Here is a 22,109-nt window from a genome sequence, read left to right on the forward strand (position 1 = left end):
ATGCCGCTCTATTGCATCCACGGTCTCGACCGCCCCGGGGCGGGAGCGCTGAGAGCGGAGCACTACGCGACGCATCGCGCCTTCCTCGAGACGAGCGCCGATTACGGCGTAACTATCCATGCATCCGGTCCGCTGATGAGCGACGGCGACGAGCAGATGATCGGTTCGCTCTTCATCGTCGAGGCAAAGAACGAGGCTGATGTGCGCGCGTTCAACGCTGCCGATCCCTTTGCCAGGGCAAATCTCTGGATCAGCCTCAGCGTCAGCCGTTTCCATCTCCGGCGCGGCAGCGTCGGAGACATCACCCCGCAGAACTGAAACAACCGCGATCCAACGGGATATTCCATGCAACCCTTCATCTATAATGGCTTAGCCTCGCGCGTGATCTTTGGTTTCGGCACGCTTGGACAATTGCCGGCGGAGATCGATCGCCTGGGTCTGAAACGGGTCATCGTCCTGGCCACGCCGCAGCAGCAACGGGAAGCGCAGAAGACGGCGGCGGGCCTTGACGGGCGCGCTGCCGGCGTTTTTGCGGAGGCCGCGATGCACACACCGGTCGAAATCACCGAACGCGCCTTGGAGCAAGTGACCGAGAGCCGTGCCGATGGTGTCGTTGCCATCGGCGGCGGTTCCACCACCGGCCTCGCCAAGGCCATTGCGCTTCGCTCGGACCTGCCGCAAATCGTCGTGCCGACGACCTATGCCGGTTCCGAGATGACGCCAATTCTCGGCGAGACCAAGGAGGGGCTGAAGACGACAATCCGCTCCGAAAAAGTGCTGCCCGAGACGGTGATCTACGACGTCGATCTGACGCTGACGCTGCCTGCGGGGCTGACCGCCACCTCCGGTCTGAACGCCATCGCCCACGCCGTCGAAGCGCTCTACGCTCAGGATCGCAATCCGATCATCTCGATGATGGCCGAGGAGGGCATTGCTTCGCTCGCCCGGGCGTTGCCGCGATTGATGGAAAATCCCCGTGATTCCGATGCGCGCTCGGATGCACTCTACGGCGCCTGGCTCTGCGGCACCTGTCTCGGTGCGGTGGGCATGGCGTTGCATCATAAGCTTTGTCACACGCTCGGCGGCTCCTTCGATCTGCCGCACGCCGAAACGCACACCGTCGTTCTGCCGCACGCGGCCGCCTATAATGCCAAGGCCGCGCCGGATGCGATGAAGCGTATCGCTCGCGCGCTGTCGGCCCGCTCGGCGCCACTCGGTTTGTACCGGCTTGCGAAGCTGCTGCGTGCCCCGACGGCGCTGAGGGATATCGGCATGCCGGCAGATGGAATCGGCAAGGCGGTCGATATCGCTTTGCAAAACCCCTATTGGAATCCCGCGCCGATCGAGCGCGGAGCCATTCATGGGCTTATCGAGCGCGCTTGGCACGGCGACTTGCCACAGGCCTCATGACCATGTTCGGCAACGAAGCAGAGGAGGCATCGATGAACAAACAAACCGATCTCGCTTATTTCACCGAGGAGAACTCGGCCGCTGTGGTGAATGCACGCATTGACAAGACCAAGGCCCATCCGCGGATGGCTGAGGTCATCGATGCGCTGACCCGGCATCTGCATGCCTTCATAAAGGAGGTCGAGCCCACCCACGAGGAATGGCTCACGGGGATCAAATTCCTTACCGAAACCGGTCACATGTGCACCGAATGGCGGCAAGAATTCATTCTTCTTTCCGATATCCTCGGCGTCTCCATGCTTGTCGACGCGATCAACAACCGGCGCCCATCGGGAGCAACGGAGAATACGATCCTCGGACCCTTCTATGTCGCGAATCGGCCGATGCTGCCGAACGGCGACAACATCTGCAAGGATATGAAAGGCGAGCCCTGCCTGGTCACCGGTACGGTTCGCGACACCGAAGGCCGGCTCATTCCGGGCGCTGTGGTCGATGTCTGGCAGACGAATGACGATGGCTTCTACGACGTGCAGCAGAAAGGCGTGCAGCCCGAAGAGAACATGCGCGGTGCATTTACGACCGACGCAGAGGGACGTTACTGGTTCCGCACCGTGAAACCGCGCTTCTATCCCATTCCCGACGACGGTCCTGTCGGCAAACTGCTCGGCCAGCTCGGGCGCCATCCGTTCCGCGCAGCACACATCCATGCGATCGTCACGGCGGAAGGCTACGACACCGTGATCACCCACATCTTCGAGCCGAATTGCCGCTATCTGCGCGAGGATACCGTCTTTGGCGTCAAGGAGAGCCTCGTCGGCCACTTCGAGAAAGTGGAGGACACGCTGGAAGCCGCCGAGGCGGGTTTCGACGGAGCGCCGTTCTTCTGGAAGGTGCAGGCTGACTGGGTGCTCGCAAGATCGCACGGTGGCAAGGCAATCGTGCACCATGTGTGAAACCGGCGTCTCGGTCCAAATGTCGTGGACCGAGATTCAACCGATCACCGCTGCCGACTATCGCGGGTATCCCCGCGGGTCAGGCTTGGCCAGCAGGCGGACGGCTGCGTTCACTGCCTGGCAGGTGGTCTTTTGGTAAAAGCTCGGCGCCCCGCTGCATAGAGATGCTGCATGACATCACCACTGAAATCGACAATGGGGGAAGGAAGCGTCCGCTATATCGGCAATGATGCGGATGGCTTGTCGGCGGCACTCTCGACGGCGGCCTCGCCGATCAAAGTCCAGGTGACGGCGAGCAAGACCATCTCCTTCCACTGCGAATTCGTTTCGGCCGGCTCGATCTCCTTCGGTCTTTGCAGCGAGGAGGGTGATTTTCGATGCAAGCGCGAGGCAGATTGCGGCAAGTTCCTGCTGTTCATCCCCCTATACGGCAATGCAGATTTCAGCAGTCACAACCAGAGCTACCATTCCAGCCCGGGGCATGGCTTCATTTCCGATGGAGCGCCACAAGGCGATCTCCATATTTACGGATCGCGCCAGCATCTGATTATGATGCTGGCACGAAACGAGGTGGCAAGCCGGCTGAGCATGATGCTCGGCAGGCTCGTCGGCAGCAACCTCGATTTTCGTCCCGACATTGACCTGACCTCCGGTCCGGGACGGATATTGCAGAAACTCGCCGAGGCAACTTTCAGCGGGTTGGTGCGGGATGCCGTGCTGCGCCAATCGCCTCTCGTCCTGTCGAATCTTACCAGCGCCATGACGAACCTCATCCTGGAAACGGTGCCGCATCGCTTTTCCGAAGAACTCGCCAGGCCGGCGCCGGCGCCGGCACCGCGCCATGTCAAACGCGCCATTGATTTCATGCGGGCCAATCTATCGCAGCCGATCTCGATCACCGAGATAGCAAAGGCTTGCCATGTCAGCGAACGCTCCCTGCAACAAGGGTTCAAGGATTTCAAGATGACCACGCCGATGGCCTATCTCCAGCACCTGCGGTTGGAGGGAGCCCATGGAGAACTTCAGGACGCAATGCCTGGGCTGACGGTCACGGCCATCGCCTTGAAATGGGGCTTCACCAATCTCGGTCGCTTTGCCACCGACTATAAGCGTCGCTTCGGCCAGACGCCGTCGCAGACGTTGCGGAGCAGATAGCGACCTTCTCGAGCGATCTTGCCTATGGAGGAGCTTCGACAGAAGCTGGAACTGTCTCACTCCCTTCGATGGATCGCCGTTCGTCTGGAAGATATGAGCTGACGGAGTGCTCGCAAAATCGCGTGGTCGACGGACGTTCGTGCGCCTGTGTGAGGTTGAGGTCGGCTGTGACTTTACGGCAGATCGTCGAAAGATGCGTTAAACGGGAAGGTCTGCGGAATATGGGTAGTCTATCCCACGCAAGCGGCAAATTCCGATGTGCCGCTTAAAGTTTTCTTAGAGAAACAATTCAATTTTGATTGCAGCCGGCAGCCGCATGATACTTCAGCAGCTGTAGATTCGTCAGGTCTCATCTGAACGGTCGCACAGGCGGTAGGATACCGCGCCGGATTCGACCCATTGCTCCTGTTGCGAGGCCTTATGAAGAATCTCAAAATTGCCCATCAGCTCTTCGCCCTTGTCGGCGTTCTTGTTGCCGCCTTCGGCGTGTCTGCTTATTTTCAAATCCGGTCGAATGCCGATTCTATTTTTAATAGCCGCTTCGAAATGCTGCGCTCTCAGGTCGAGTCCGGCATTTCGGTTTTAAACGAATATTACCAGCGCGAGAAATCCGGAGAAATGACGCACGAGGCCGCCCAGGCGGAAGCGTACCGGGTGATTTCGCATATCAATTTCGCGCCGAACGGTTTTATCTTCGGCCTGGACTACAATACCATTCTGCGCATTTATCCAAACCCGGCCAGTATCGGCAAGGATATGTCCTCGCAGGTCGACAAGAACGGCACCCGTTTCAGCAGGGAAATGGTGGAGAAGGGCATCAAGGGCGGCGGACGCACGATCTATTACTGGAATAAGCCCGGCAATCCCGATAGCGACTTCTTCCTGAAGGGCAGCTATTCCGCCGCTTTCGCACCCTGGCAGATCGTGCTCGGCTGCGGTGTCTACTTGGACGACCTGCAGGCACAGATCAACGAGACCATGTGGGATGCTCTCCTCATCTGCGGCATCGTCTTCCTCATCGGCATCGGTGTCGCCTTCTATTGCATTCGCGGCATTACGCGGCCACTCGCCGACGTCCATGCGGCCTTGAAGGCCGTAGCCGACGAGGACGTGAAGATCGTCATCCCGCATGAGAAGATGCGCAACGAAATCGGTATGATGGCCAAGGCTATCCAGGCGCTGCAGGAAAAAATCCGCGAGCGCCATGCGCTGGCTGAGCGCCAAGCCGTGCAGGAGCTGGAAATCAACACCGAACGCGAACGGAACCTGCAACAGCAGCAGAATGAGGCTCGTGAACAAGGCCGTGTCGTATCCACTATCGGGCAGGCGCTCGAAGAGCTGGCTCGCGGCGATCTGACCGTGCGTTGCGGCGATCTTGGCGTGAATTATGCAGGCCTTCGCAACAACTTCAACGAAGCGCTGTCGCATCTGGAAGCAGCAATGGGACGCGTCAAGGCCAGGGGTAACGACATCGGTCTCAGCAAAGAAGAGATCCGCCGCGCCTCCAACGAGCTGTCGCAACGGACCGAGCGCCAGGCCGCCAGCCTGGAAGAGACCTCGGCCGCTCTCGACGAGCTTACCGTCACCGTTCGTCAGACTGCGGAAGGCGCCGGCGACGCCAGCAAGCGCGTGCATGCCGTCAGCACCGAAGCGCTGCGCAGCGACGCCGTCGTCGCCCAGGCGATCGAAGCGATGAGCGGTATCGAGAAATCTTCTGCCGAGATCGGTAAGATCATCGGTGTCATCGACGAGATCGCCTTCCAGACCAATCTCCTCGCGCTGAACGCCGGCGTCGAAGCGGCCCGCGCCGGTGAATCCGGCAAGGACTTTGCCGTCGTCGCCCAGGAGGTGCGCGAGCTGGCCCAGCGTTCCGCTGCGGCCGCCAAGGAGATCAAAGACCAGATCGCCCGCTCGTCAGATCAGGTCGACCAAGGCGTCCGTCTGGTCGGCGAAGCCGGTGAAGCGCTGAAGCGCATCTCGGATCAGATCAAGGGCGCCAGCGACATCGTCGCGAAGATCGCCCACAGCGCCTCGGAACAAGATACGACGCTGCGCTCGATCTCTTCGTCGATGAACCAGCTCGACGCTGCCACCCAGCAGAATGCCGCGATGGCCGAGGAGACGACCGCCTCAGCAGAGACACTCGCTGCCGACACGGAAGATCTGCTTGCTCTTATCCGCGGTTTCCGTGTCAATGAAGGCCGCCCTGAGATCGAGCGGCATCTCCACGCAGCTTGAGCTGTCAGCGAACTCAAAGCGGGCCGCCGGTCGAAATGCCGGCGGTTCGATGCACCGCCTCGCCAGATACGTCTTCATACGGGCCTAGTTTTTCGCTTCGGTCCCCGCCCCTAGCTCAACAGCGAACCAGGAAAGAAACGCGACGACCGGCGGCAGGATGAAACCTGCCATGCCGAGGTAGATGCAAGCCCCAGCAGCTATGCCGCATCCCGTGGCAAAGGAGCCAAGGCTGGTCAGCAACCTCGCCCATCGGGCACGCAGCTTTTCGCGCGATTCCACCGTAGCACTCCGCATCAGATCGACACTGTCGAGCAGGATCTGTGTCGTCGTTCCGGTCATCAGAGTGCTCGGCGCGTCTGCGGACATATGCATGCGATGCGTTGCATTCTGAATGGCCATTGCTGCGACCAGCACCATGCCGACGAGCATCGTCATCGGCGCATCGCCATTTGCAAACGGACCGAACCGCAAGGCGAGGCCGGCGGCGAAAATCAGCAACAGGATCTTCGCCCATAGAAGCACACGCAAGTCCGGAAGCCGCCTTGCGATCATCGTGTGGCTTGCGGCCCGGCAAAGAATAACGACGAGGCAGAAGACCGGCAGAGCGAGCAGCTTCGTCAAAATCCCTGTGGCGCCCTGCGCCATGGCCGCACCGATGGTCACGAAGTTGCCGGTCACATGCGCCGTGAAAAGGCCATGGAGCGAAAGGAAACCCAATGTATCGACATATCCGGCATTGAAAGCGAGAAGCGGCGCCGGCTTGATATTTTTCATAGGCAATCTCCAGCCGCCTGCCGTTTGGTCACGGCAGGCGGCGCATGAAGTTGGTGATGGCTTGCAGCAAAATTTGAAGAACTCGCTGCTCTCTATCGAGCAGCGGAAGTGTCATTGCTACGAGCGGATGGTTTCAGGAGTTTTGCGATGATGGCGCGCTGAGAACCCGTCAGCTGCCGCGGGCATTTCCGACAAGGTTGCGGGAAGCGTGGCCACTCATGTATGTCCTCACACTGCACATGGTTATTTGTACCGTATTGTGATTATTGTGTACCGCAATGCGGAAATCGCGGCAAGGAGAAAATTATGGGCGATGGAGTAGAAAACAGCTCGAAAGAGGGCGGCGTCCAGGTCATTGCCCGGGCCGCCGCGATTTTACGCGCCTTGAAGCAGGATGGCCTCAGCCTCGGCGCGCTCGCCAAGATCACGAACCTGCCCCGCTCGACCGTCCAGCGGATTGTCGATGCCCTGGCCGCCGAAGATCTGGTTGAGACCGGCGACAGCGGCGTGCGGCCAGGCTGGGGCCTGCAACAACTCGCGCAGGCCGGCCAATCGGCGATCGCGGTGCGTGTGCGTCCGCAGTTGCAAGAACTGTTCGAACGCACGCATGAAACGGTCGACATCTCCACGCGCCATGGACGGCAAGTGGCGTTTCTCGATCGCATCATTTCCGATCAGGAACTGCGTGTCGTTCCGATTACCGACCGGCCGCGACCGCTCTATGCGATGGCCAACGGCAAGGCAGTGCTTTCCTCGATGACCACGGAACAGATCGAGGCGCTCCTGGACGAACCGTTTACAGCGCTGACGCCGGCCACTTTAACCAATCTGAGGAGCCTGCTCTCCGAACTGGAAAACGTCCGAACTGAGGGCTTCTCCTACGATCGCGAGGAGCACGCGCCGGGGGTCTGCGCCGTCGGCATGCCGATCCGCGTTCCCGGAATGCCGCCTCACGCGATCTCGGTCGTAGTGCCTGCATCGCGCTACGAACAGCGCCTGCCCGTTCTCAAAGAAGCGCTGCGAGAATGTCAGGCTGCGATGGAATCGGCCCTCACGGCCTCACGACGATCCTGAGTAGGATGAGCACATCATGATGGTTCAGGCCGGCGGTCATCCCTAGCCAGGCATTCAATATTCGGCCGGTGATCGGCGATGCCCCCGCGCCATGAACGATAGCGCGGGGGCTCTTTCGTAAGCGGGTCGCTTTCCCCAGCGTTACGGCTCCAGCGACGCGCTTGCCAGTTGCTCGGCGACCTTGCGATCGAGCAGGCGCTCGTCATAGGTCGTCGTCGCGGAGATGATCTTGCCTTGAGCATCGAGCGACAGCGCCGTAATCCCGCCCTTCACCGTCGAGTTTGACGAGGCGAACCATTCGAAGCCGCCGCCTGCATCACTGCCCACGACATGGCGCAGCCGCGACTGGTCGGCGAAAGGGGCGACCGAAGCGACACGCTGAAGATATCGCTCGATTGCAGCCTTTCCGCGAATCTTGGTTCGGATCGCCATATCTTCGAACTCGGCGTCGTCGGAGAAGAGCGCCGCAGCTTCACCTGCATCGCCCTCCGACAGCGCGCTTTGCAGGTGCGTGGAGATGTCGACGATTTTCTTGCTGGCGTTGGTTCCGACCTCGCCTTCCTTGAAATCGGTGGGAAAGCTTGCCGGTGCGGTCTTATACTTGCTATAGAGACCGTCGTCATAGGCCGAGCTGTCCCAATAATCGACCCAGCGGACGATCTTGCCGTCCTTGAAATCGACCGCACCCAGGATCCGCAGCTCGCCGCCGAAAAGTTCCGGCGTATCGACAAAGGATACGATCGCGCTTCCGTTTCCTTTCTCCGCACCGCCCAGCACCTGAACCGGATAGGATTTTCCGTTCCCCCAGTTCGGCATGTATTTTTCGAAAAGGCCGTGCACGTAGTCGTAATCCATAGGCCAGCCGAGCGTCGCGTCGGTGTAGGTGGCGAGTTTCTTCGAGAAGAAGGACATCGTACCTTCAACGTCCTCGGACGTTTTTGTCGCGAAGTACTTCTCAAACATTTTCGCCGTTTCAGGCGTCGCGTGCGAAACATCGGCAGCGTTCTGATGCTCGGCTGCCATTGCGGGAACGGCGATGGCCAATGTGGCCGCAAAGACGGCATTGGATAGTCGTTTCATGGTTTCTCCTTCCATCGATCTTCAGCGCTTTTCGAAACTCTTATTCGTTCGAAAGGCTGCATCTGCGCTTCAGCGCTGGATCCGATCTAGCCTTCCCGGATGGGATGATCCATGATATAAAATCACTAAAACATAGCAGATCGTGTCGATCGGATGGATTTTGAATGGATGTCCTCTCAAACTGGCTGAAGTCGAGCGTCGGCCGCCTGCTCCAGGTTTCCATCAGCCGCATCAAGCCGCCATGGGGTGTCCAGATCGATGCGCAAAGCGACGTGCTCCTTCACGTGCTGATGGAAGGAGAGTGCTGGGTTCGCACCGGTGAGACGGGCCTATACCGGTTCGGCCCCGGAGATGTCATCATCACGCACGCTTGCAGCCATAGCATTGTCGACCCCGTGGAATTCGTGCCGCAGCCGCTCGAGGAATTCAAACGATTGCCGTTGGAGGCCGTATCGGACAATGTGACCGAGTTGGTGTGTGCAAGCTTCGGAGTGGAGAATGCGGCCATGAGGACCGCCATCCCCATGCTCCCGAGGTTCGTCCACCTCTCGGCTCAGGATATTGCCGCAGATCAGCGCTTCTCCGCCATTATGAGCGCGGTCCGCAGCGAGTGCCAAAATCCCGATAGCGGCAGCGAGCTGATGATCGCTCACCTGTTTGAAGCGGTCTTCGTTTGCACGCTTCGCATGGCTCACCTTCGCAGTGGCGGCGAGAGGAGCTGGCTGTCGGCTTTGCAGGATCCCGCACTGGAAAGGGTGCTGCAAGAGATCCATCGGGATCCCAGCCATCCATGGACCGTCGAGTCGCTGGCGCAGGCCGCGGGCCTTTCCCGCTCGGTGTTTGCCCGACGATTCAACCGCTGCATGGGAGTCCCGCCGCTGACCTATTTAACGCAATGGCGCATGAAATTGGCGGCTCGACAGCTGAAAAACAGCGATGACCGGCTGATGAAGGTCGCAACCAGCGTCGGTTACGAGTCCGAATTTGCCTTCAGCCGCGCTTTCAAACGCGAATTCGGTGCTCCGCCCAAGGAGTTTCGCGCCGGCAATGATGCCGAAATCAGCCATACCGGCGGCCTGCTGACGAAGGAACTCTCAACCCGATCAGCCTTGTCGAACTAACTCCGGATCGTCGGCACGATAGCCATCGGCAGGTCGTTCCAACCGATCGCTATAGCTGCCCTTGTGCCTCCGGGATATTGGTATTTGCCGGCTCTGACAGGCTGGCCGAGGTGATCATCCTTTTGGCCAACTCGTCATGAAAGGCAATCAGCGTGGCGAAAACGTTCTGGATCTGGTTGCGAACATCCTTCATTTTTTCTTGCGCAAGGGCCAGGTCGCTCTCATCCGGCTCGGGCGCCGGCAAAGTGTCTCCGATAGGGAAGGTGATAATATTGCTCATTGAAATTCTTTCGCTTTGAGATCAGGCAGCGACGGTCTCGATGTCGCTTGGTAGGAACAGACGGGAGAATCAAGAAAACAGATCATGCCCTTCTCATGCGCGATCACTCCTTGGGCGACGCTCCGATCAAAGGACGTGGTGATTTCGGGGATTGCTTGCACTTGATCGGCTCGGATTGGACCGTCCCGATGTCGGTGCACATGCCGAGATCGGGGCGTCAAATGGACAGATGTTTCCTAATGATGGGTGCAGGAGGCCCTGCACCGAAGGTCGCCTTTATGGCGATAGGAGGTACAGACCGCGCCCCTTCGGATAGCCCAAACTGGGGCTCGAATGATTGACACAATGTAAATATGCCGGGCGCATGCAACGTATGTTGCGGGTACTGCGTATTGCCTGCGGTTTTTGGGTATGAGGGTCCCACGCAGCCCCTCAAGCAGGCTCAGGCACCTCTCACTCGGCAAGCCCCGAACCGAAACAGTGTTTGCCAAATGATCGACCTCACCATCGGCTCCGGATGATTGTGGAGAACCTCATATGCCGATTACACCTCAGCCGCTCTGCACCCACCGCCTTGGCTGTGAAACCGAATGGCTAATCCGATAGCGGCCCATGGAGGCGATTTCATTCGCCTCCCCATGCGCCCATCAGCATTTCGAGAAACCTCTCGGCCGCGGGCGACAAGGTGCCGCCACGACGGCGAACGACGCCGATAGTGCGCGATATCTCGGGATTGCGAATAGGGCGTGTGATTAGAAACGGGTGATCGTCTTGCGGGGTCGCCATGCGCGGCAGCACCGAAATCCCCAGTCCCGCCTCTACCAGTCCGAGTGAGGTCGAGAGATGGGTTACCTCGTAGAACCAGCGAAGCTTGATGTTCGACTTTGCCAGGGCCGCGTCGAGGAGGGTTCTGTTGCCGCTGGAACGATGGACGGTGATCAAATGATAGGGCTCAAGTTCCGCCCAGCCGACCGATGGCTTGTTGGCAAGGGGGTGATCCTTGCGTGCCGCAAGCACAAATGGGTCTTCCACAAGCCGGTCAAAGATCAGGTCCGGATCCGAGGTGCCCATGATGTTTATGCCGAACTCCACCTCGCCGCGCGCAACGGCCTGGAGGCCGTCGGTTGCCGGCAGGTCGAGGATGCGAAAGCGGATGTTCGGATACTCCGCGTTAAACTGGCGGATGACCGTTGGCAGAAAGTAGAAGGCAGCAGTCGGAAGACACGCGATCGTCACCAATCCGCCTCGATTGGCTCCGACCTCCCGAACCGCGAACAGTGAGCCATCGAATTCCTCCAGCATGCGCCGAACAAGCGGAACGAGCTCTGTCCCGAGGGCCGTCGCCGACACATGTCGCGTTGTTCGCTCCAGCAGAGGCGCTCCGATCACCTGCTCCAGTTTCTGGATCCGGCGGCTCAAGGCGGGTTGCGACAGATGCAGCGCATCGGCAGCGCGATGAAAGCTCTCCAGTTCGACCACGCTGAGGAAGGCGCGGAGATCCAAGATGTCACAATTAATGCTCATTACGCATCAATTCCCCGATTCTTAGCAATTCACAAATCAACGCCTCTTCCAATAATTGGATCAAACGCGCCGATTGATACGGCGTTGACATAATTTCAATGGAAGCACAAGCGATGAACGACCTGTTGGCGATCCCTTGCGTTTTGATGAGAGGCGGCACCTCCAAGGGTCCGTTCTTCCTGGCAAGCGATCTTCCCGCGTCCGCCGACGCGCGTGACAAGATCCTGTTGTCCGTCATGGGTTCGGGCCATCCGCTGCAGATCGACGGCATCGGCGGCGGCAACCCCGTCACCAGCAAGGTGGCCATCGTCGGGCCGGCCACCATCCCCGGTGCCGATGTCGACTATCTCTTTGCGCAGGTGCGTGTCGATCAACAGATCGTCGACACTTCGCCAAACTGCGGCAACATGCTGGCTGCGGTCGGTCCGTTTGCCATCGAAGCCGGACTTATCCCCGTGCGGGGAGAGACGACGCTCGTCCGGATCCACAACGTCAACACCGGTAAGCTCATCGACGCCGACGTCCCCACTCCAAACGGCAGCGTCTCCTATCTCGGCGAAGCTGCAATTGACGGCGTGCCCGGCAGTGCAGCGCCGATCGCATTGACTTTCATGGACGCCGCGGGAGCGCGTACCGGAAAGCTCTTTCCCACCGGCAAGCCGGTCGACTTGATCGATGGTGTGGCCGTTACTTGTATCGACTGCGCAATGCCGATGATGTTGATCGAGGCGGGTTCGATCGGCGCAAGCGGGTTCGAATCCGCGGCTGAACTCAATGCCGATAAGGAATTGCTAGGAAGGCTGGAAAAGCTGCGGATCGCTGCCGGCGAAAGGATGGGCCTTGGCGATGTGCGCAATCAGGTGACCCCGAAGCCTGTCCTCATCTCTAGGCCGCGTTCGGGTGGGCACATCAATGTGCGCTATTTCATGCCGCATCAATGCCACCCCTCGCTTGCAACCACGGGGGCTGTAGGGATCGCTACCGCCTGCATCAAGGAAGGCACGGTCGCCTCGCTGCTGCTGGGGACGCAAACGCCACCACTGCTGCTCTCGATTGAGCACCCGAGCGGCCACTTGGACGTCAAGCTTTATGAAAGGGACGGCAAGGTCGTCGCCGGAATCCTGCGAACAGCCAGACGACTGTTCGAAGGGCAAGTCTTCGCAAAACCTGTCACGCAACTGGGTTGCGCGGCATAATAACCGTGGCGGCCGGGAGGGCGCCACCAACAGGAGGAAAACATCATGCGCAAACTCATGCTCGCCCTCGCAGCATCTATCGCTTTCGCCGGCTCCGCCTTCGCGGATCCCGTCCGCATCAGCGTCGGCTCTTACAACCTCAACAATCTTCCCTTTCCGGTCGCCCAAGGGCTCGGCCTTTATGAAAAGGAAGGCCTGGAGGTGACCGTCGAAAACTTTGCATCGGGCGGATCGAAGACGCTTCAGGCGCTTGTTGCCGGCTCGACGGATATTGCCGTCGGGTTCTACGACCATACGATCCAGATGCAGTCGCAGAAGAAGGATGTCGTGGCATTCGTGCAGCTCGCCCGCAATTCGGGGCTCGTGCTGGCCGGCGGTAAGAACAGTAGTTTCGACCCGGCAAAACCGGAAACGATCAAGGGCGCAAAAGTCGGGATCACCTCGCCAGGCTCGTCCTCCGATTTCTTCGTCCGCTATTATCTGCAGCGCAACGGCTTGTCCGCGGACGACGTCTCGCTGATCGGCGTAGGCTCCGGGTCTGCCGCCGTCGCGGCCCTCGAACAGGGCAAGGTTGACCTCCTCGTCAATTACGACCCGGCAGCAACCGTCATCGAGGCCAAGGGTGTCGGCAAGATCTTGATCGACGCACGCAGTGACGAGGGCGCCAAGGCGATCTACGGCGGGATTTACCCAACCTCCGTGCTCTATGCCACACAGAGCTATATCGATGAGAATCCGGAGACCATCCAGAAGGTCACGAATGCGACGGTCAAGGCACTCGAATGGATGAATAGCCACTCAGCGGAAGAGATCGTCGAAAAGCTCCCGAAGGAGTTCATTTCCGGTGATCGTGACACCTACGTCAAGGCGGTCGAGAACGCGAAGGCGATCTTCTCGAAGGACGGGCGCATCAACGCGGAAGATATCGAGGTTCCGCTCGCGGTTCTGCAGAGCTTCAACGAAAAGGTCGCCACGGCCAAAATCGACCTCACGAAAACCTATACGAACGAGTTCGTCGGCAAGGTCCCGAACGTCGCCGCCAACTGACAGGAGGAGGTCATGACATTGGCCGCAGTGAAAACCGCACCCCCAACGGACAGTGCGAATCAAGCAAAGCCGATGGTTTCCATCGAGTCGGTCACCATGTCCTTCGGCGCCTATGTGGCGGTGCAGGATGTGAACCTGAAGGTCTCAGATGGCGAGTTCCTCGCCATCGTCGGACCGACCGGATGCGGCAAGAGCACCATCCTCAATGCGATTGCCGGCCTTCTGAAACCTGCCAGCGGCAGCGTGTCAATCGATGGTCAGGCCGTGCGCGGGGTCCAGAACGATATCGGTTATTTGTTCCAGCAGGATGCTTTGCTTCCCTGGAAGACTGCGATCGAGAACGTGGAACTCGGCCCCATGTTCAAGGGTGTCGGCGCTGCTGAACGCCGCGAGCAGTCGACGACATGGCTGGCGAAAGTCGGACTCAAAGGGTTCGAGCATCGTTATCCTCATCAGCTTTCCGGCGGCCAGCGCAAGCGCGTGCAGATGGCGCAGGCGCTGATCACCGGCCCCAAAGTCATCCTGATGGACGAGCCCTTCTCCGCGCTCGACATCCATACTCGCCACCTGATGCAGAACGAGCTGTTGCGGCTTTGGCAGGAGGAACGGCGCGCCGTGGTGATGATTACCCACGATCTCGAGGAGGCTATTGCTCTCGGTGATCGGGTCGTGGTGCTTGCCGCCGGACCGCGCTCGCACGTGATCGATAGCTTCCCCGTCGATCTCGAACGCCCGCGCGATGTCGCCGAAATCAAACTCGATCCGCGCTTCATGGATCTTTACCGCAACATCTGGTCGTCGCTACGTGGCGAAGTGGAGAAAAGCTATGAACGTCATGACTGAACGCCTCATCCAGGTCGTGCTGCTGGTGACAATTGTCGGCGGCTGGCAGCTCGGTGTCGCGACCGGCGTCATCGACGTCTTCTTTTTCCCCGCTCCGGCCGATATCTTCAAGCAGGTCGTTTCCTGGGTCCTGGACACCAGCTTTTACAGCCATGTGGCCATCACCCTGACGGAAACCGTACTCGGCTATCTGGTCGGAACGGCGCTTGGCGTGGCAGCAGGTGTCTGGCTCGGCCTCAGCCGTTCGGCTGCGCGCATTCTGGACCCCTTCATCAAGGGCCTGAATGCGATTCCCCGTGTCGTCCTTGCTCCGATCTTCGTTCTCTGGCTCGGCCTCGGTCTCTGGTCCAAGGTGGCGCTCGCCGTGACGCTGGTGTTCTTCGTCACCTTCTTCAACGCCATGCAAGGGGTCCGTGAAGTCAATCCGGTGGTCCTGTCGAACGCCCGCATTCTGGGGGCCAAACGATCCGACCTGCTTCGTCATGTGTACTTCCCGGCAGCGGCAAGCTGGATTCTGTCTTCGCTGCGCACTTCGGTCGGCTTCGCCGTTGTCGGGGCGATTATCGGTGAATACCTTGGCTCTTCCGCTGGTCTCGGCTACCTGATCGCTCAGGCCGAAGGCAATTTCGATGCGGTCGGCGTCTTCGCAGGCATCCTCATCCTGGCGATCTTTGTCTTGATTATCGACAGCATCCTGGACGTCGCCGAAAAGCATCTGATCAAGTGGAGAACGAGTGCTTCCGAACGGCCTGCCTGACGATATCTTCAGGCCGCGACAGCCGCCGTCATGGACGCGTCGCTGGGAAACAGCGCTGTGCTTTTGACGGGACCCAAGCAAACATTCCATCGAGACAGGCGAACCAGCCTGCGGCAAACGCCAACGAACCAAGATCCTTGCCCCGGCCCGCCATCGCGCGGGCCGAACCGTTTTTAGACCCTCGCCACCACGTTTCGCGCTGCTACCGGTGTGCAGCCACGGCCGACAAATGAGCGTCTTTTCCGAAGGTTCAAAATCACCTGATGATGCAAGGAAATCAAAGTGGTGCCCAGGACCGGAATCGAACCAGTGACACGCGGATTTTCAATCCGCTGCTCTACCAACTGAGCTACCTGGGCTAACCTGCTTCCGCTGGTGCCTTTCAGAAAAAGAACCGCGGGGCCTTGGTTCGCCCCGGAAGCGAGCGGGGTTATAGCATCTTGTTCGGCCATGGCAAGCGTCAAATGACTCTTTTTTGACGGTCTTGCCGGTTTTGCGGATTCATGTGGAAAAATAAGAGCTTCGCGGGCGGAGTTGTCTAGTTTTCCTCGTCCGGGTAATCGGCCTTCGTCTCATCCTCGGCCACCGGGATGGCATAGGCGCCGGTCAGCCAGCGAGAGAGATCGACCTCGCGGCAGCGGTTGGAGCAGAAGGGGTAATGTTCGCGGTGGGAGGGTTTGCCGCATTCGGGGCAAGGGCGCGTCTTGCGCAGCGGTTCGACCTTGGCGGCGGCTTTCTTGTCTTCAGGCATCTCGGTCCGTCCTCATCCAGGAATGAGCCGTGCGGCTCAGCCCTCGGGCCACCGGCTGTGCACATCGAAGCCTTCGCCGGTCAGAAGCAGAATGGTTTCATAAAGCGGCAGGCCGACGACATTGGTGTAGGAGCCCACCATCTTCTGCACGAAGGTGCCGGCAAGGCCCTGGATGCCGTAGGCGCCTGCCTTGCCGCGCCACTGGCCCGAGGCCAGGTAGTTCTCGATCTCGAAGCCGGACAGCCGCTTGAAGCGGACCTTGGTCTCGACGATCTTCTGGCGGATCTTGCGATCCGGCGTCACCAGGCAAACGCCGGTGTAGACCATATGGTTGCGACCCGACAAGAGATGCAGCGAGCTCAACGCCTCGTCGGCGAACTCGGCCTTGCCGAGAATGCGCCGGCCGACGGCGACCACCGTATCGGCGGACAGGATATAGCTGCCCTTCCAGGTGATATCGCCCTTGATGGCGGCAAGGGCAGCTTCGGCCTTCTCAGCCGAAAGCCGGCGGGCGAGCGAACGCGGATGCTCCGACTTCTTCGGCGCCTCGTCGATATCCATTGGCATCAGCCGCGACGGCTCGATGCCGGCCTGGTTGAGCAGGTCGACGCGACGGGGCGAGCCCGAGGCCAGAATGAGCTTGTATTTCAGCGTCATGGAACCTCGACCATCGGCAGACGGGAGCAAAAGCCCTTGCAGGACCTTCGGGCAAGCTTACTTGAAACGATAGGTGATGCGGCCCTTGGTCAGGTCATAGGGCGTCATTTCCACCAGCACCTTGTCGCCGGCGAGAACGCGGATACGGTTCTTGCGCATGCGGCCGGCGGTATGGGCGATGATCTCGTGTTCGTTTTCGAGCTTCACGCGGAACGTCGCATTCGGCAGAAGTTCGGTGACGATACCCGGGAATTCGAGGACTTCTTCTTTAGGCATATAGGTGTTTTCTTCCTGTGGGTTGAAGAGGCAGCGCAGCGCGCGCCTTAAAAATTTGCGCGGAAACTACACAATCAACGATGGTTTGTGAACCTTGTTGATCAGGCTTTCCTTTATTTGTTTTCAAGCCGATTGCGCGGCTATGCCATTTCGCTTGAGGAGCCGGCTTTCGATGAGGCCGGTCAGGTGATCGCGAACCTCGCGATAGCTTTCCAGAATCTGCTCGCGCGTGCCGCTGACAACGGTCGGATCCATGGTCGGCCAGTAGACGACATCGATCGCATTCGAGCGGGTCAACTCAAGGGCGGCGTGATGGGCCTGCGGCGACAGCGTGATGATCAGATCGAAATAATCGTCCTCGAGTTCTTCCAGCGTCTGCGGCAGGCGGCGCCCGAGGGAAAGCCCGATCTCATCGAGCACCACATCGACGAAGGGATCGCGCTCGCCGGCGCGAACGCCGGCCGACCGGATATAGGTGTTGCCAGGCAGCATGCTGCGGGCGATCGCCTCGGCCATCGGCGAGCGGATGGCATTCATCCCGCACATGAAGAGGATGGCGCCCGGCCGCTTTCCCCCCTCGATGTCGGCGCCGAGATCCATCGCCCTCACCCGCGCCAGTAGAGCACGCAGACCAGGGTGAAAAGCCGCCGGGCGGTGTCGAAATCCACCTCTATCTTGCCGGCCAGCCTGTCCTTCAGCGTCTGCGAACCTTCATTGTGGATGCCGCGCCGGCCCATGTCGATCGCCTCGATGCGGCTCGGTGTGGCCGAACGGATCGCTTCATAATAGCTCTCGCAGATCATGAAGTAGTCCTTGACGATCCGCCGGAAGGGGGTGAGCGACAGGATATGGGTGGCGACCGCGCCGCCTTCTTCGGTGGTGATGGCGAAGACCAGCTTGGAATCGACCAGCGAGATGTTCAGCCGGTAAGGCCCGCCGGCATGGCCGAGCGGCGCAAAGCTGTTCTCCTCGATCAGATCGAAGATGGCGACGGCGCGTTCATGCTCGACATCGGGCGTCGAACGGCCGATCGTATCGTCCAGAACGACGTCGCAGAGCCGGAAATCGCCCTTGGCCATGCCCTCACCTTTCGAGGTTGAGGCGGATCGCGACCGATCGCGCATGGGCATCGAGGCCTTCGGAGACGGCTAGCGCAATTGCCGCCGGCCCGAGGGTGCGCAACTGCTGCGGGCCGAGGCGCAGGATCGAGGTGCGCTTGACGAAATCGAGCACCGAAAGACCGGACGAGAAACGCGCCGACCGCGCCGTCGGCAGCACATGGTTCGAACCGCCGACATAATCGCCGATCACCTCTGGCGTATGGGCGCCGATGAAGATCGCGCCGGCATTGCGGATGCCGTCGAGCAGCCGATCCGGATCGGCAACGGCAAGCTCCAGATGCTCGGCGGCGATGCGGTTGGCGAGCGGAATGGCCTGTTTCAAATCGGCAACGAGGATGACCGCCCCGAAATCGCGCCAGCTTGCCGCCGCCGTCTCGGCCCGGTTCAGCGTCTTCAGCTGGCGTTCGACCGCCTGTTCCACCGCCTTGCCGAATTCGGCATCGTCGGTGATCAGGATTGCCTGGGCGCTGACATCGTGCTCGGCCTGCGCCAGCAGGTCGGCGGCGATCCAATCCGGATTGTTGTCCTTGTCGGCAATGACAAGCACCTCGGAAGGGCCGGCGATCATATCGATGCCGACGGTGCCGAAGACGTGGCGCTTGGCAGCGGCGACATAGGCATTGCCGGGGCCGGTGATCTTGGCGACCGGCGCGATCGTCTCGGTGCCATAAGCAAGAGCGGCGATCGCCTGGGCGCCGCCGACGCGATAAATCTCGGTGACGCCGACAAGCTTGGCGGCGGCCAGCACCGCCGGATTGACGGCGCCGCCGGTGGCGGGAACGGCGATGACGATGCGCTCGACGCCGGCGACCTTGGCCGGCACGGCATTCATCAGCACCGAACTCGGATAGCTCGCGGTGCCGCCCGGCACATAGAGGCCTACAGCCTCGATCGCCGTCCAGCGCGAGCCGAGACCGACGCCGAGATCATCCTCGTAGATATCGTCTTTTGGCAGCTGCCGGCGATGATGGGATTCGATGCGCAGTGCGGCAAGCTTCAGCGCGCCCAACACTTCGGCAGGCACCGCCTCGATCGCTGCGTCCATCTCCTCAGGGGTGACGCGCATCGGGACTTTGGCGAAATCGATGCCGTCGAATTTCAGCGAATATTCGGCGAGCGCCACATCGCCGCGGGCCCTGACATCATCGATGATGGCGCGAACGGTGGCGTTCACATCCTCGGAAACTTCGCGCTTCGTCGTCAGAAAGGCGGCAAAATGCTGCTCGAAACCTTTAGATGCCTGATCCAGCCAGATTGCCAAGGCCGATATTCCTTCTCAACTCGAAACCGCAATATTCAAACTTCAAGCGCCAAGCACATCAGCGATGACGCGGCTTGGAGGAAGCCTCCCAGGCACCGCCGATATCGGCCAGCTGGACCTCGATGCACTCGACGTCGAGCGCGATCGAGGCGGTGCCGGACAGAGACAGCTCGATCGTGCCCTCCGGCCCCTCGTCCTTCCGCTCGAAACGCAGCGCCAGCAGCGACAGCACCTCGTCGCGCTTGCCACGATCGATGCCGAGCGAGCGCACGGCCAGCACCCGCTTGAAGACCAGGGCCGCCCGGCGGCGCTCGAAACCCTTGCGCTTGCGCTCGGCACCTTCCCAGACGAAACGATTGACGGCAAGGGCGAACTGCGCGTCGCGCGGCGACCAGTCGATATCGCCGACCTTGAAGACGCTGTCCTGCATATGCGCGGAAACGACCGCAAGGTCCTCGTCATCGAGCGCCACAAGCTTCAGATCGGTCATTCGGCCTCATCCCAGCAAGCACCGCCGGAATGGCGATGCGTCAGACAAGGGAAATAAGATGCTGCGATCAATTACGCAACCGCGATGAAGGGTGCTTACTCGCTGATGCGCTCGACGATGGCGCCGCAGCGGGTCAGCTTCTCCTCGAGCCGCTCGAAGCCGCGGTCGAGGTGATAGACGCGGGAGACCGTGGTTTCACCCTCGGCGGCAAGGCCGGCGATGACGAGCGAAACGGAGGCGCGCAGGTCCGTCGCCATGACCGGGGCGCCGCGCAGGCGTTGGACACCTTCGATCTTCGCCGTCTGGCCGGAGAGCGAGATGCGGGCGCCAAGGCGGGCAAGCTCCTGCACATGCATGAAGCGGTTTTCGAAGATGGTCTCGGTGACGTGCGAAACGCCCGAAGAGCGGGTCATCAGCGCCATGAACTGCGCCTGCAGATCTGTGGGGAAACCGGGGAAGGGATCGGTGACGATATCGACCGGCTTGATGCCGGCGCCGTTGCGCTTGATGCGCATGCCATTGTTGGTCGACGAGATCTCGGCACCGGCCCGGCGCAGCGTTTCCACCGCGGTTTCGAGCAGCGCCACATCGGTATTTTCGAGCACGACGTCGCCGCCTGTCATGGCAACCGCCATGGCATAGGTGCCGGTCTCGATGCGATCCGGCAGGACGCGATGGCGGGCGCCGGAGAGCGAGGTGACGCCTTCGATGGTGAGGGTCGCGGTACCCGCCCCCGAAATCTTGGCGCCCATGGCGTTCAGGCAGTTGGCGAGATCGACGACCTCGGGCTCGCGGGCGGCATTGCCGATGACCGTCGTGCCGCGGGCAAGGGTTGCCGCCATCATCATCACGTGGGTGGCGCCGACGGAGACCTTCGGGAAGGTGTAGCGCGCGCCGATCAGACCGCCGGCCGGCGCCCTGGCATTGATATAACCGGCATCGATTTCCATGGTCGCGCCGAGCGCCGTCAGGCCGTCGATGAAGAGATCGACGGGGCGCGTGCCGATGGCGCAGCCGCCCGGCAGCGATACGCGGCAATGACCTTCGCGCGCCAGCAGCGGGCCGATGACCCAGAAGGAAGCGCGCATCTTCGAGACCAGCTCATAAGAGGCCGTGGTATCGACGATGGTGCGGCAGGTGAAATGGATGGTGCGGGCGTAGGAATCTTCCTGGCGCTCGCGACGGCCGTTGACGGCGACATCGACGCCATGATTGCCGAGGATGCGCATCAGGAGTTCGACATCGGCCAGATGCGGCACGTTTTCGAGCGTCAGCGTATCGCTGGTCAGAAGCGAGGCGATCATCAGCGGCAGTGCGGCATTCTTGGCGCCGGAAATCGGAATGATGCCATTCAGCTCATTACCGCCGACGATTCTGATACGATCCATGTGCGCTTACTTCCTGAAAGTTCTGCCTTGAAAGAAGGAGGGTGTTTAGGGGATTTATCAAAACGCTTCAATTGGCGAGGGACGGAACATTACGATTCGTCCATTTTTGCGGCGGGCAGGCCATTTGTTTCATCGGCCTGGCCGGAACGGCGGGCGCGCACCTGCTGTTTGCGTCTCGAAAGATTTTCTCTGAGCTTGTCGGCGGCGCGCTCGCGGCGCAGTTTCGCCTGTGCCTCGAGCGCTTGCTTGCGGCTCTGCTGGCCGGTTTCGGTCTTGTCGTTCATGCCAACAGGATTAGCCGAATTCGCGCCGATCCAAAAGGCCCTTGCATGCCAATCCACGCGAAGTTGGAATTTGCTGCTTGCGCTTGCCGTCAAGCTGTGGCAATAGCCGCCCCGTTCCCGCAATTGAGCCGCTTGGCTCCACGGGTCCTGGTCCTGCTGCCGTAGCTCAGTGGTAGAGCACACCCTTGGTAAGGGTGAGGTCGGTGGTTCAATCCCACTCGGCAGCACCAGTTTTCTTTCCAGACACTGCTTCTCACGCGCTCGGCTGCCCCTCATCCGGCTGCCGCCACCTTCTCCCCGTAAACGGGGCGAAGGGACAATGCCGCAAACTCTCCGTTCCCGTTAGCCTTTGTTGAACGACCGGGTTGATGGTCGACAGTTTGGACCGGGATGATACCTGACAGTTTTCATTCTGTCGTGTGTGCTGCT

24 protein-coding genes and 2 tRNA genes are annotated in these 22,109 nt (G+C 60.3%); 12 read left to right on the plus strand and 14 right to left on the minus strand.

All coding sequences use genetic code 11. From position 1 onward, the window contains the following. The 5 genes from CO666_RS16890 to CO666_RS16910 all read left to right on the plus strand — a co-directional run bounded on the left by CO666_RS16890 (position 1) and on the right by CO666_RS16910 (position 5,756). The gene (locus CO666_RS16890) at positions 1–318 is read left to right on the plus strand and encodes a YciI family protein (protein WP_097613227.1); all 318 of its coding nucleotides are present in this window, start codon (positions 1–3) and stop codon (positions 316–318) included. A gap of 27 nt (positions 319–345) precedes the next feature. Then, on the plus strand, positions 346–1,410 hold the full coding sequence (locus tag CO666_RS16895; RefSeq protein WP_097613228.1) for a maleylacetate reductase: 1,065 nt from the start codon (positions 346–348) through the stop codon (positions 1,408–1,410). 32 nt (positions 1,411–1,442) lie between these two features. Beyond that, the gene (locus tag CO666_RS16900) at positions 1,443–2,363 is read left to right on the plus strand and encodes an intradiol ring-cleavage dioxygenase (protein ID WP_097613257.1); all 921 of its coding nucleotides are present in this window, start codon (positions 1,443–1,445) and stop codon (positions 2,361–2,363) included. A 171-nt stretch (positions 2,364–2,534) separates the two neighbouring features. After that, the gene (locus CO666_RS16905; RefSeq protein WP_097613229.1) at positions 2,535–3,518 is read left to right on the plus strand and encodes an AraC family transcriptional regulator; all 984 of its coding nucleotides are present in this window, start codon (positions 2,535–2,537) and stop codon (positions 3,516–3,518) included. 420 nt (positions 3,519–3,938) lie between these two features. Next, the gene (locus tag CO666_RS16910) at positions 3,939–5,756 is read left to right on the plus strand and encodes a methyl-accepting chemotaxis protein (RefSeq protein WP_097613230.1); all 1,818 of its coding nucleotides are present in this window, start codon (positions 3,939–3,941) and stop codon (positions 5,754–5,756) included. Between the two features lie 84 nt (positions 5,757–5,840). On the opposite strand, the gene CO666_RS16915 is transcribed toward CO666_RS16910, so the two are convergent. Then, the gene (locus tag CO666_RS16915) at positions 5,841–6,530 is read right to left on the minus strand and encodes a YoaK family protein (protein ID WP_097613231.1); all 690 of its coding nucleotides are present in this window, start codon (positions 6,528–6,530) and stop codon (positions 5,841–5,843) included. Positions 6,531–6,752: 222 nt separating this feature from the next. Here CO666_RS16915 and CO666_RS16920 point away from each other — a divergent pair, with 222 nt between their 5' ends. Continuing rightward, positions 6,753–7,604: an IclR family transcriptional regulator gene (locus CO666_RS16920; protein WP_097613232.1), complete on the plus strand. Its 852-nt coding sequence runs from the start codon at positions 6,753–6,755 to the stop codon at positions 7,602–7,604. A 141-nt stretch (positions 7,605–7,745) separates the two neighbouring features. Here the strand turns inward: CO666_RS16920 and CO666_RS16925 are convergent, their stop codons facing one another. Further along, on the minus strand, positions 7,746–8,684 hold the full coding sequence (locus CO666_RS16925; protein WP_097613233.1) for a nuclear transport factor 2 family protein: 939 nt from the start codon (positions 8,682–8,684) through the stop codon (positions 7,746–7,748). A gap of 164 nt (positions 8,685–8,848) precedes the next feature. Between CO666_RS16925 and CO666_RS16930 the strand changes: the two genes are divergently transcribed. After that, complete coding sequence (locus CO666_RS16930; RefSeq protein ID WP_097613234.1) at positions 8,849–9,805, plus strand: helix-turn-helix transcriptional regulator; 957 nt, start codon at positions 8,849–8,851, stop codon at positions 9,803–9,805. A 49-nt stretch (positions 9,806–9,854) separates the two neighbouring features. On the opposite strand, the gene CO666_RS16935 is transcribed toward CO666_RS16930, so the two are convergent. Together CO666_RS16935 and CO666_RS16945 are read right to left on the minus strand one after the other, a co-directional pair. Continuing rightward, positions 9,855–10,085, minus strand: coding sequence for a hypothetical protein (locus tag CO666_RS16935; RefSeq protein WP_097613235.1), 231 nt, complete (start codon positions 10,083–10,085; stop codon positions 9,855–9,857). 624 nt (positions 10,086–10,709) lie between these two features. After that, positions 10,710–11,609, minus strand: coding sequence for a LysR family transcriptional regulator (locus CO666_RS16945; RefSeq protein ID WP_097613236.1), 900 nt, complete (start codon positions 11,607–11,609; stop codon positions 10,710–10,712). 113 nt (positions 11,610–11,722) lie between these two features. Between CO666_RS16945 and CO666_RS16950 the strand changes: the two genes are divergently transcribed. Genes CO666_RS16950 through CO666_RS16965 form a run of 4 tightly spaced genes read left to right on the plus strand, consistent with a single transcriptional unit; the run spans position 11,723 to position 15,452 of the window. Continuing rightward, positions 11,723–12,805, plus strand: coding sequence for a 4-oxalomesaconate tautomerase (locus CO666_RS16950; RefSeq protein ID WP_097613237.1), 1,083 nt, complete (start codon positions 11,723–11,725; stop codon positions 12,803–12,805). Between the two features lie 45 nt (positions 12,806–12,850). Continuing rightward, positions 12,851–13,852: an ABC transporter substrate-binding protein gene (locus CO666_RS16955; RefSeq protein ID WP_097613238.1), complete on the plus strand. Its 1,002-nt coding sequence runs from the start codon at positions 12,851–12,853 to the stop codon at positions 13,850–13,852. 12 nt (positions 13,853–13,864) lie between these two features. Beyond that, positions 13,865–14,695: an ABC transporter ATP-binding protein gene (locus CO666_RS16960; RefSeq protein ID WP_097613239.1), complete on the plus strand. Its 831-nt coding sequence runs from the start codon at positions 13,865–13,867 to the stop codon at positions 14,693–14,695. Beyond that, positions 14,679–15,452 carry an ABC transporter permease gene (locus CO666_RS16965; protein WP_097613240.1) on the plus strand — a complete coding sequence of 258 codons (774 nt, stop codon included), beginning with the start codon at positions 14,679–14,681 and terminating at the stop codon, positions 15,450–15,452. Before CO666_RS16960 ends, CO666_RS16965 begins: the two co-directional genes overlap by 17 nt. 283 nt (positions 15,453–15,735) lie before the next feature. Here the strand turns inward: CO666_RS16965 and CO666_RS16970 are convergent. From CO666_RS16970 to CO666_RS17015, 10 genes are all read right to left on the minus strand, one after another. Beyond that, positions 15,736–15,811 (minus strand) — tRNA-Phe (locus CO666_RS16970). Positions 15,812–15,990: 179 nt separating this feature from the next. After that, positions 15,991–16,203, minus strand: coding sequence for a DNA gyrase inhibitor YacG (yacG, locus tag CO666_RS16975; protein WP_085738838.1), 213 nt, complete (start codon positions 16,201–16,203; stop codon positions 15,991–15,993). 36 nt (positions 16,204–16,239) lie between these two features. Then, the gene (locus tag CO666_RS16980) at positions 16,240–16,860 is read right to left on the minus strand and encodes a Maf-like protein (protein WP_028757471.1); all 621 of its coding nucleotides are present in this window, start codon (positions 16,858–16,860) and stop codon (positions 16,240–16,242) included. A 57-nt stretch (positions 16,861–16,917) separates the two neighbouring features. After that, complete coding sequence (gene infA / locus CO666_RS16985) at positions 16,918–17,136, minus strand: translation initiation factor IF-1 (protein WP_003545338.1); 219 nt, start codon at positions 17,134–17,136, stop codon at positions 16,918–16,920. 123 nt (positions 17,137–17,259) lie between these two features. Next, positions 17,260–17,736 carry an arsenate-mycothiol transferase ArsC gene (locus tag CO666_RS16990; RefSeq protein WP_097613241.1) on the minus strand — a complete coding sequence of 159 codons (477 nt, stop codon included), beginning with the start codon at positions 17,734–17,736 and terminating at the stop codon, positions 17,260–17,262. A gap of 5 nt (positions 17,737–17,741) precedes the next feature. Further along, positions 17,742–18,215 carry a UPF0262 family protein gene (locus CO666_RS16995; RefSeq protein ID WP_085736091.1) on the minus strand — a complete coding sequence of 158 codons (474 nt, stop codon included), beginning with the start codon at positions 18,213–18,215 and terminating at the stop codon, positions 17,742–17,744. Positions 18,216–18,219: 4 nt separating this feature from the next. Beyond that, positions 18,220–19,518, minus strand: coding sequence for a histidinol dehydrogenase (hisD, locus tag CO666_RS17000; RefSeq protein WP_097613242.1), 1,299 nt, complete (start codon positions 19,516–19,518; stop codon positions 18,220–18,222). A gap of 58 nt (positions 19,519–19,576) precedes the next feature. Continuing rightward, the gene (locus CO666_RS17005; RefSeq protein WP_097613243.1) at positions 19,577–20,008 is read right to left on the minus strand and encodes a DUF2948 family protein; all 432 of its coding nucleotides are present in this window, start codon (positions 20,006–20,008) and stop codon (positions 19,577–19,579) included. A 95-nt stretch (positions 20,009–20,103) separates the two neighbouring features. Further along, complete coding sequence (gene murA, locus CO666_RS17010; RefSeq protein WP_097613244.1) at positions 20,104–21,396, minus strand: UDP-N-acetylglucosamine 1-carboxyvinyltransferase; 1,293 nt, start codon at positions 21,394–21,396, stop codon at positions 20,104–20,106. A gap of 89 nt (positions 21,397–21,485) precedes the next feature. After that, complete coding sequence (locus tag CO666_RS17015; protein ID WP_097613245.1) at positions 21,486–21,680, minus strand: hypothetical protein; 195 nt, start codon at positions 21,678–21,680, stop codon at positions 21,486–21,488. Between the two features lie 155 nt (positions 21,681–21,835). Here CO666_RS17015 and CO666_RS17020 point away from each other — a divergent pair. Further along, positions 21,836–21,910, plus strand: a tRNA-Thr gene (locus CO666_RS17020). Positions 21,911–22,109 lie beyond the last annotated feature (199 nt).

The sequence above is a fragment of the Rhizobium chutanense genome, from assembly GCF_002531935.1.
GTDB classification, from domain to species: Bacteria; Pseudomonadota; Alphaproteobacteria; order Rhizobiales; family Rhizobiaceae; genus Rhizobium; species Rhizobium chutanense.

Excerpts from the sequence above, each read along its gene's own strand:
- murA (WP_097613244.1), bottom strand. The coding sequence starts at position 21,396 with ATGGATCGTATCAGAATCGTCGGCGGTAATGAGCTGAATGGCATCATT.
- CO666_RS16930 (WP_097613234.1), top strand. The coding sequence starts at position 8,849 with ATGGATGTCCTCTCAAACTGGCTGAAGTCGAGCGTCGGCCGCCTGCTC.
- CO666_RS16960 (WP_097613239.1), top strand. The coding sequence starts at position 13,865 with ATGACATTGGCCGCAGTGAAAACCGCACCCCCAACGGACAGTGCGAAT.
- CO666_RS16990 (WP_097613241.1), bottom strand. The coding sequence starts at position 17,736 with ATGGATCTCGGCGCCGACATCGAGGGGGGAAAGCGGCCGGGCGCCATC.
- CO666_RS17005 (WP_097613243.1), bottom strand. The coding sequence starts at position 20,008 with ATGACCGATCTGAAGCTTGTGGCGCTCGATGACGAGGACCTTGCGGTC.
- CO666_RS16995 (WP_085736091.1), bottom strand. The coding sequence starts at position 18,215 with ATGGCCAAGGGCGATTTCCGGCTCTGCGACGTCGTTCTGGACGATACG.
- CO666_RS16935 (WP_097613235.1), bottom strand. The coding sequence starts at position 10,085 with ATGAGCAATATTATCACCTTCCCTATCGGAGACACTTTGCCGGCGCCC.
- CO666_RS16965 (WP_097613240.1), top strand. The coding sequence starts at position 14,679 with ATGAACGTCATGACTGAACGCCTCATCCAGGTCGTGCTGCTGGTGACA.
- CO666_RS16920 (WP_097613232.1), top strand. The coding sequence starts at position 6,753 with ATGTCCTCACACTGCACATGGTTATTTGTACCGTATTGTGATTATTGT.
- CO666_RS16955 (WP_097613238.1), top strand. The coding sequence starts at position 12,851 with ATGCGCAAACTCATGCTCGCCCTCGCAGCATCTATCGCTTTCGCCGGC.
- CO666_RS16915 (WP_097613231.1), bottom strand. The coding sequence starts at position 6,530 with ATGAAAAATATCAAGCCGGCGCCGCTTCTCGCTTTCAATGCCGGATAT.
- CO666_RS16905 (WP_097613229.1), top strand. The coding sequence starts at position 2,535 with ATGACATCACCACTGAAATCGACAATGGGGGAAGGAAGCGTCCGCTAT.
- CO666_RS16980 (WP_028757471.1), bottom strand. The coding sequence starts at position 16,860 with ATGACGCTGAAATACAAGCTCATTCTGGCCTCGGGCTCGCCCCGTCGC.
- yacG (WP_085738838.1), bottom strand. The coding sequence starts at position 16,203 with ATGCCTGAAGACAAGAAAGCCGCCGCCAAGGTCGAACCGCTGCGCAAG.
- CO666_RS16945 (WP_097613236.1), bottom strand. The coding sequence starts at position 11,609 with ATGAGCATTAATTGTGACATCTTGGATCTCCGCGCCTTCCTCAGCGTG.
- CO666_RS16890 (WP_097613227.1), top strand. The coding sequence starts at position 1 with ATGCCGCTCTATTGCATCCACGGTCTCGACCGCCCCGGGGCGGGAGCG.
- CO666_RS17015 (WP_097613245.1), bottom strand. The coding sequence starts at position 21,680 with ATGAACGACAAGACCGAAACCGGCCAGCAGAGCCGCAAGCAAGCGCTC.
- CO666_RS16900 (WP_097613257.1), top strand. The coding sequence starts at position 1,443 with ATGAACAAACAAACCGATCTCGCTTATTTCACCGAGGAGAACTCGGCC.
- infA (WP_003545338.1), bottom strand. The coding sequence starts at position 17,136 with ATGCCTAAAGAAGAAGTCCTCGAATTCCCGGGTATCGTCACCGAACTT.
- CO666_RS16950 (WP_097613237.1), top strand. The coding sequence starts at position 11,723 with ATGAACGACCTGTTGGCGATCCCTTGCGTTTTGATGAGAGGCGGCACC.
- CO666_RS16895 (WP_097613228.1), top strand. The coding sequence starts at position 346 with ATGCAACCCTTCATCTATAATGGCTTAGCCTCGCGCGTGATCTTTGGT.
- CO666_RS16925 (WP_097613233.1), bottom strand. The coding sequence starts at position 8,684 with ATGAAACGACTATCCAATGCCGTCTTTGCGGCCACATTGGCCATCGCC.
- CO666_RS16910 (WP_097613230.1), top strand. The coding sequence starts at position 3,939 with ATGAAGAATCTCAAAATTGCCCATCAGCTCTTCGCCCTTGTCGGCGTT.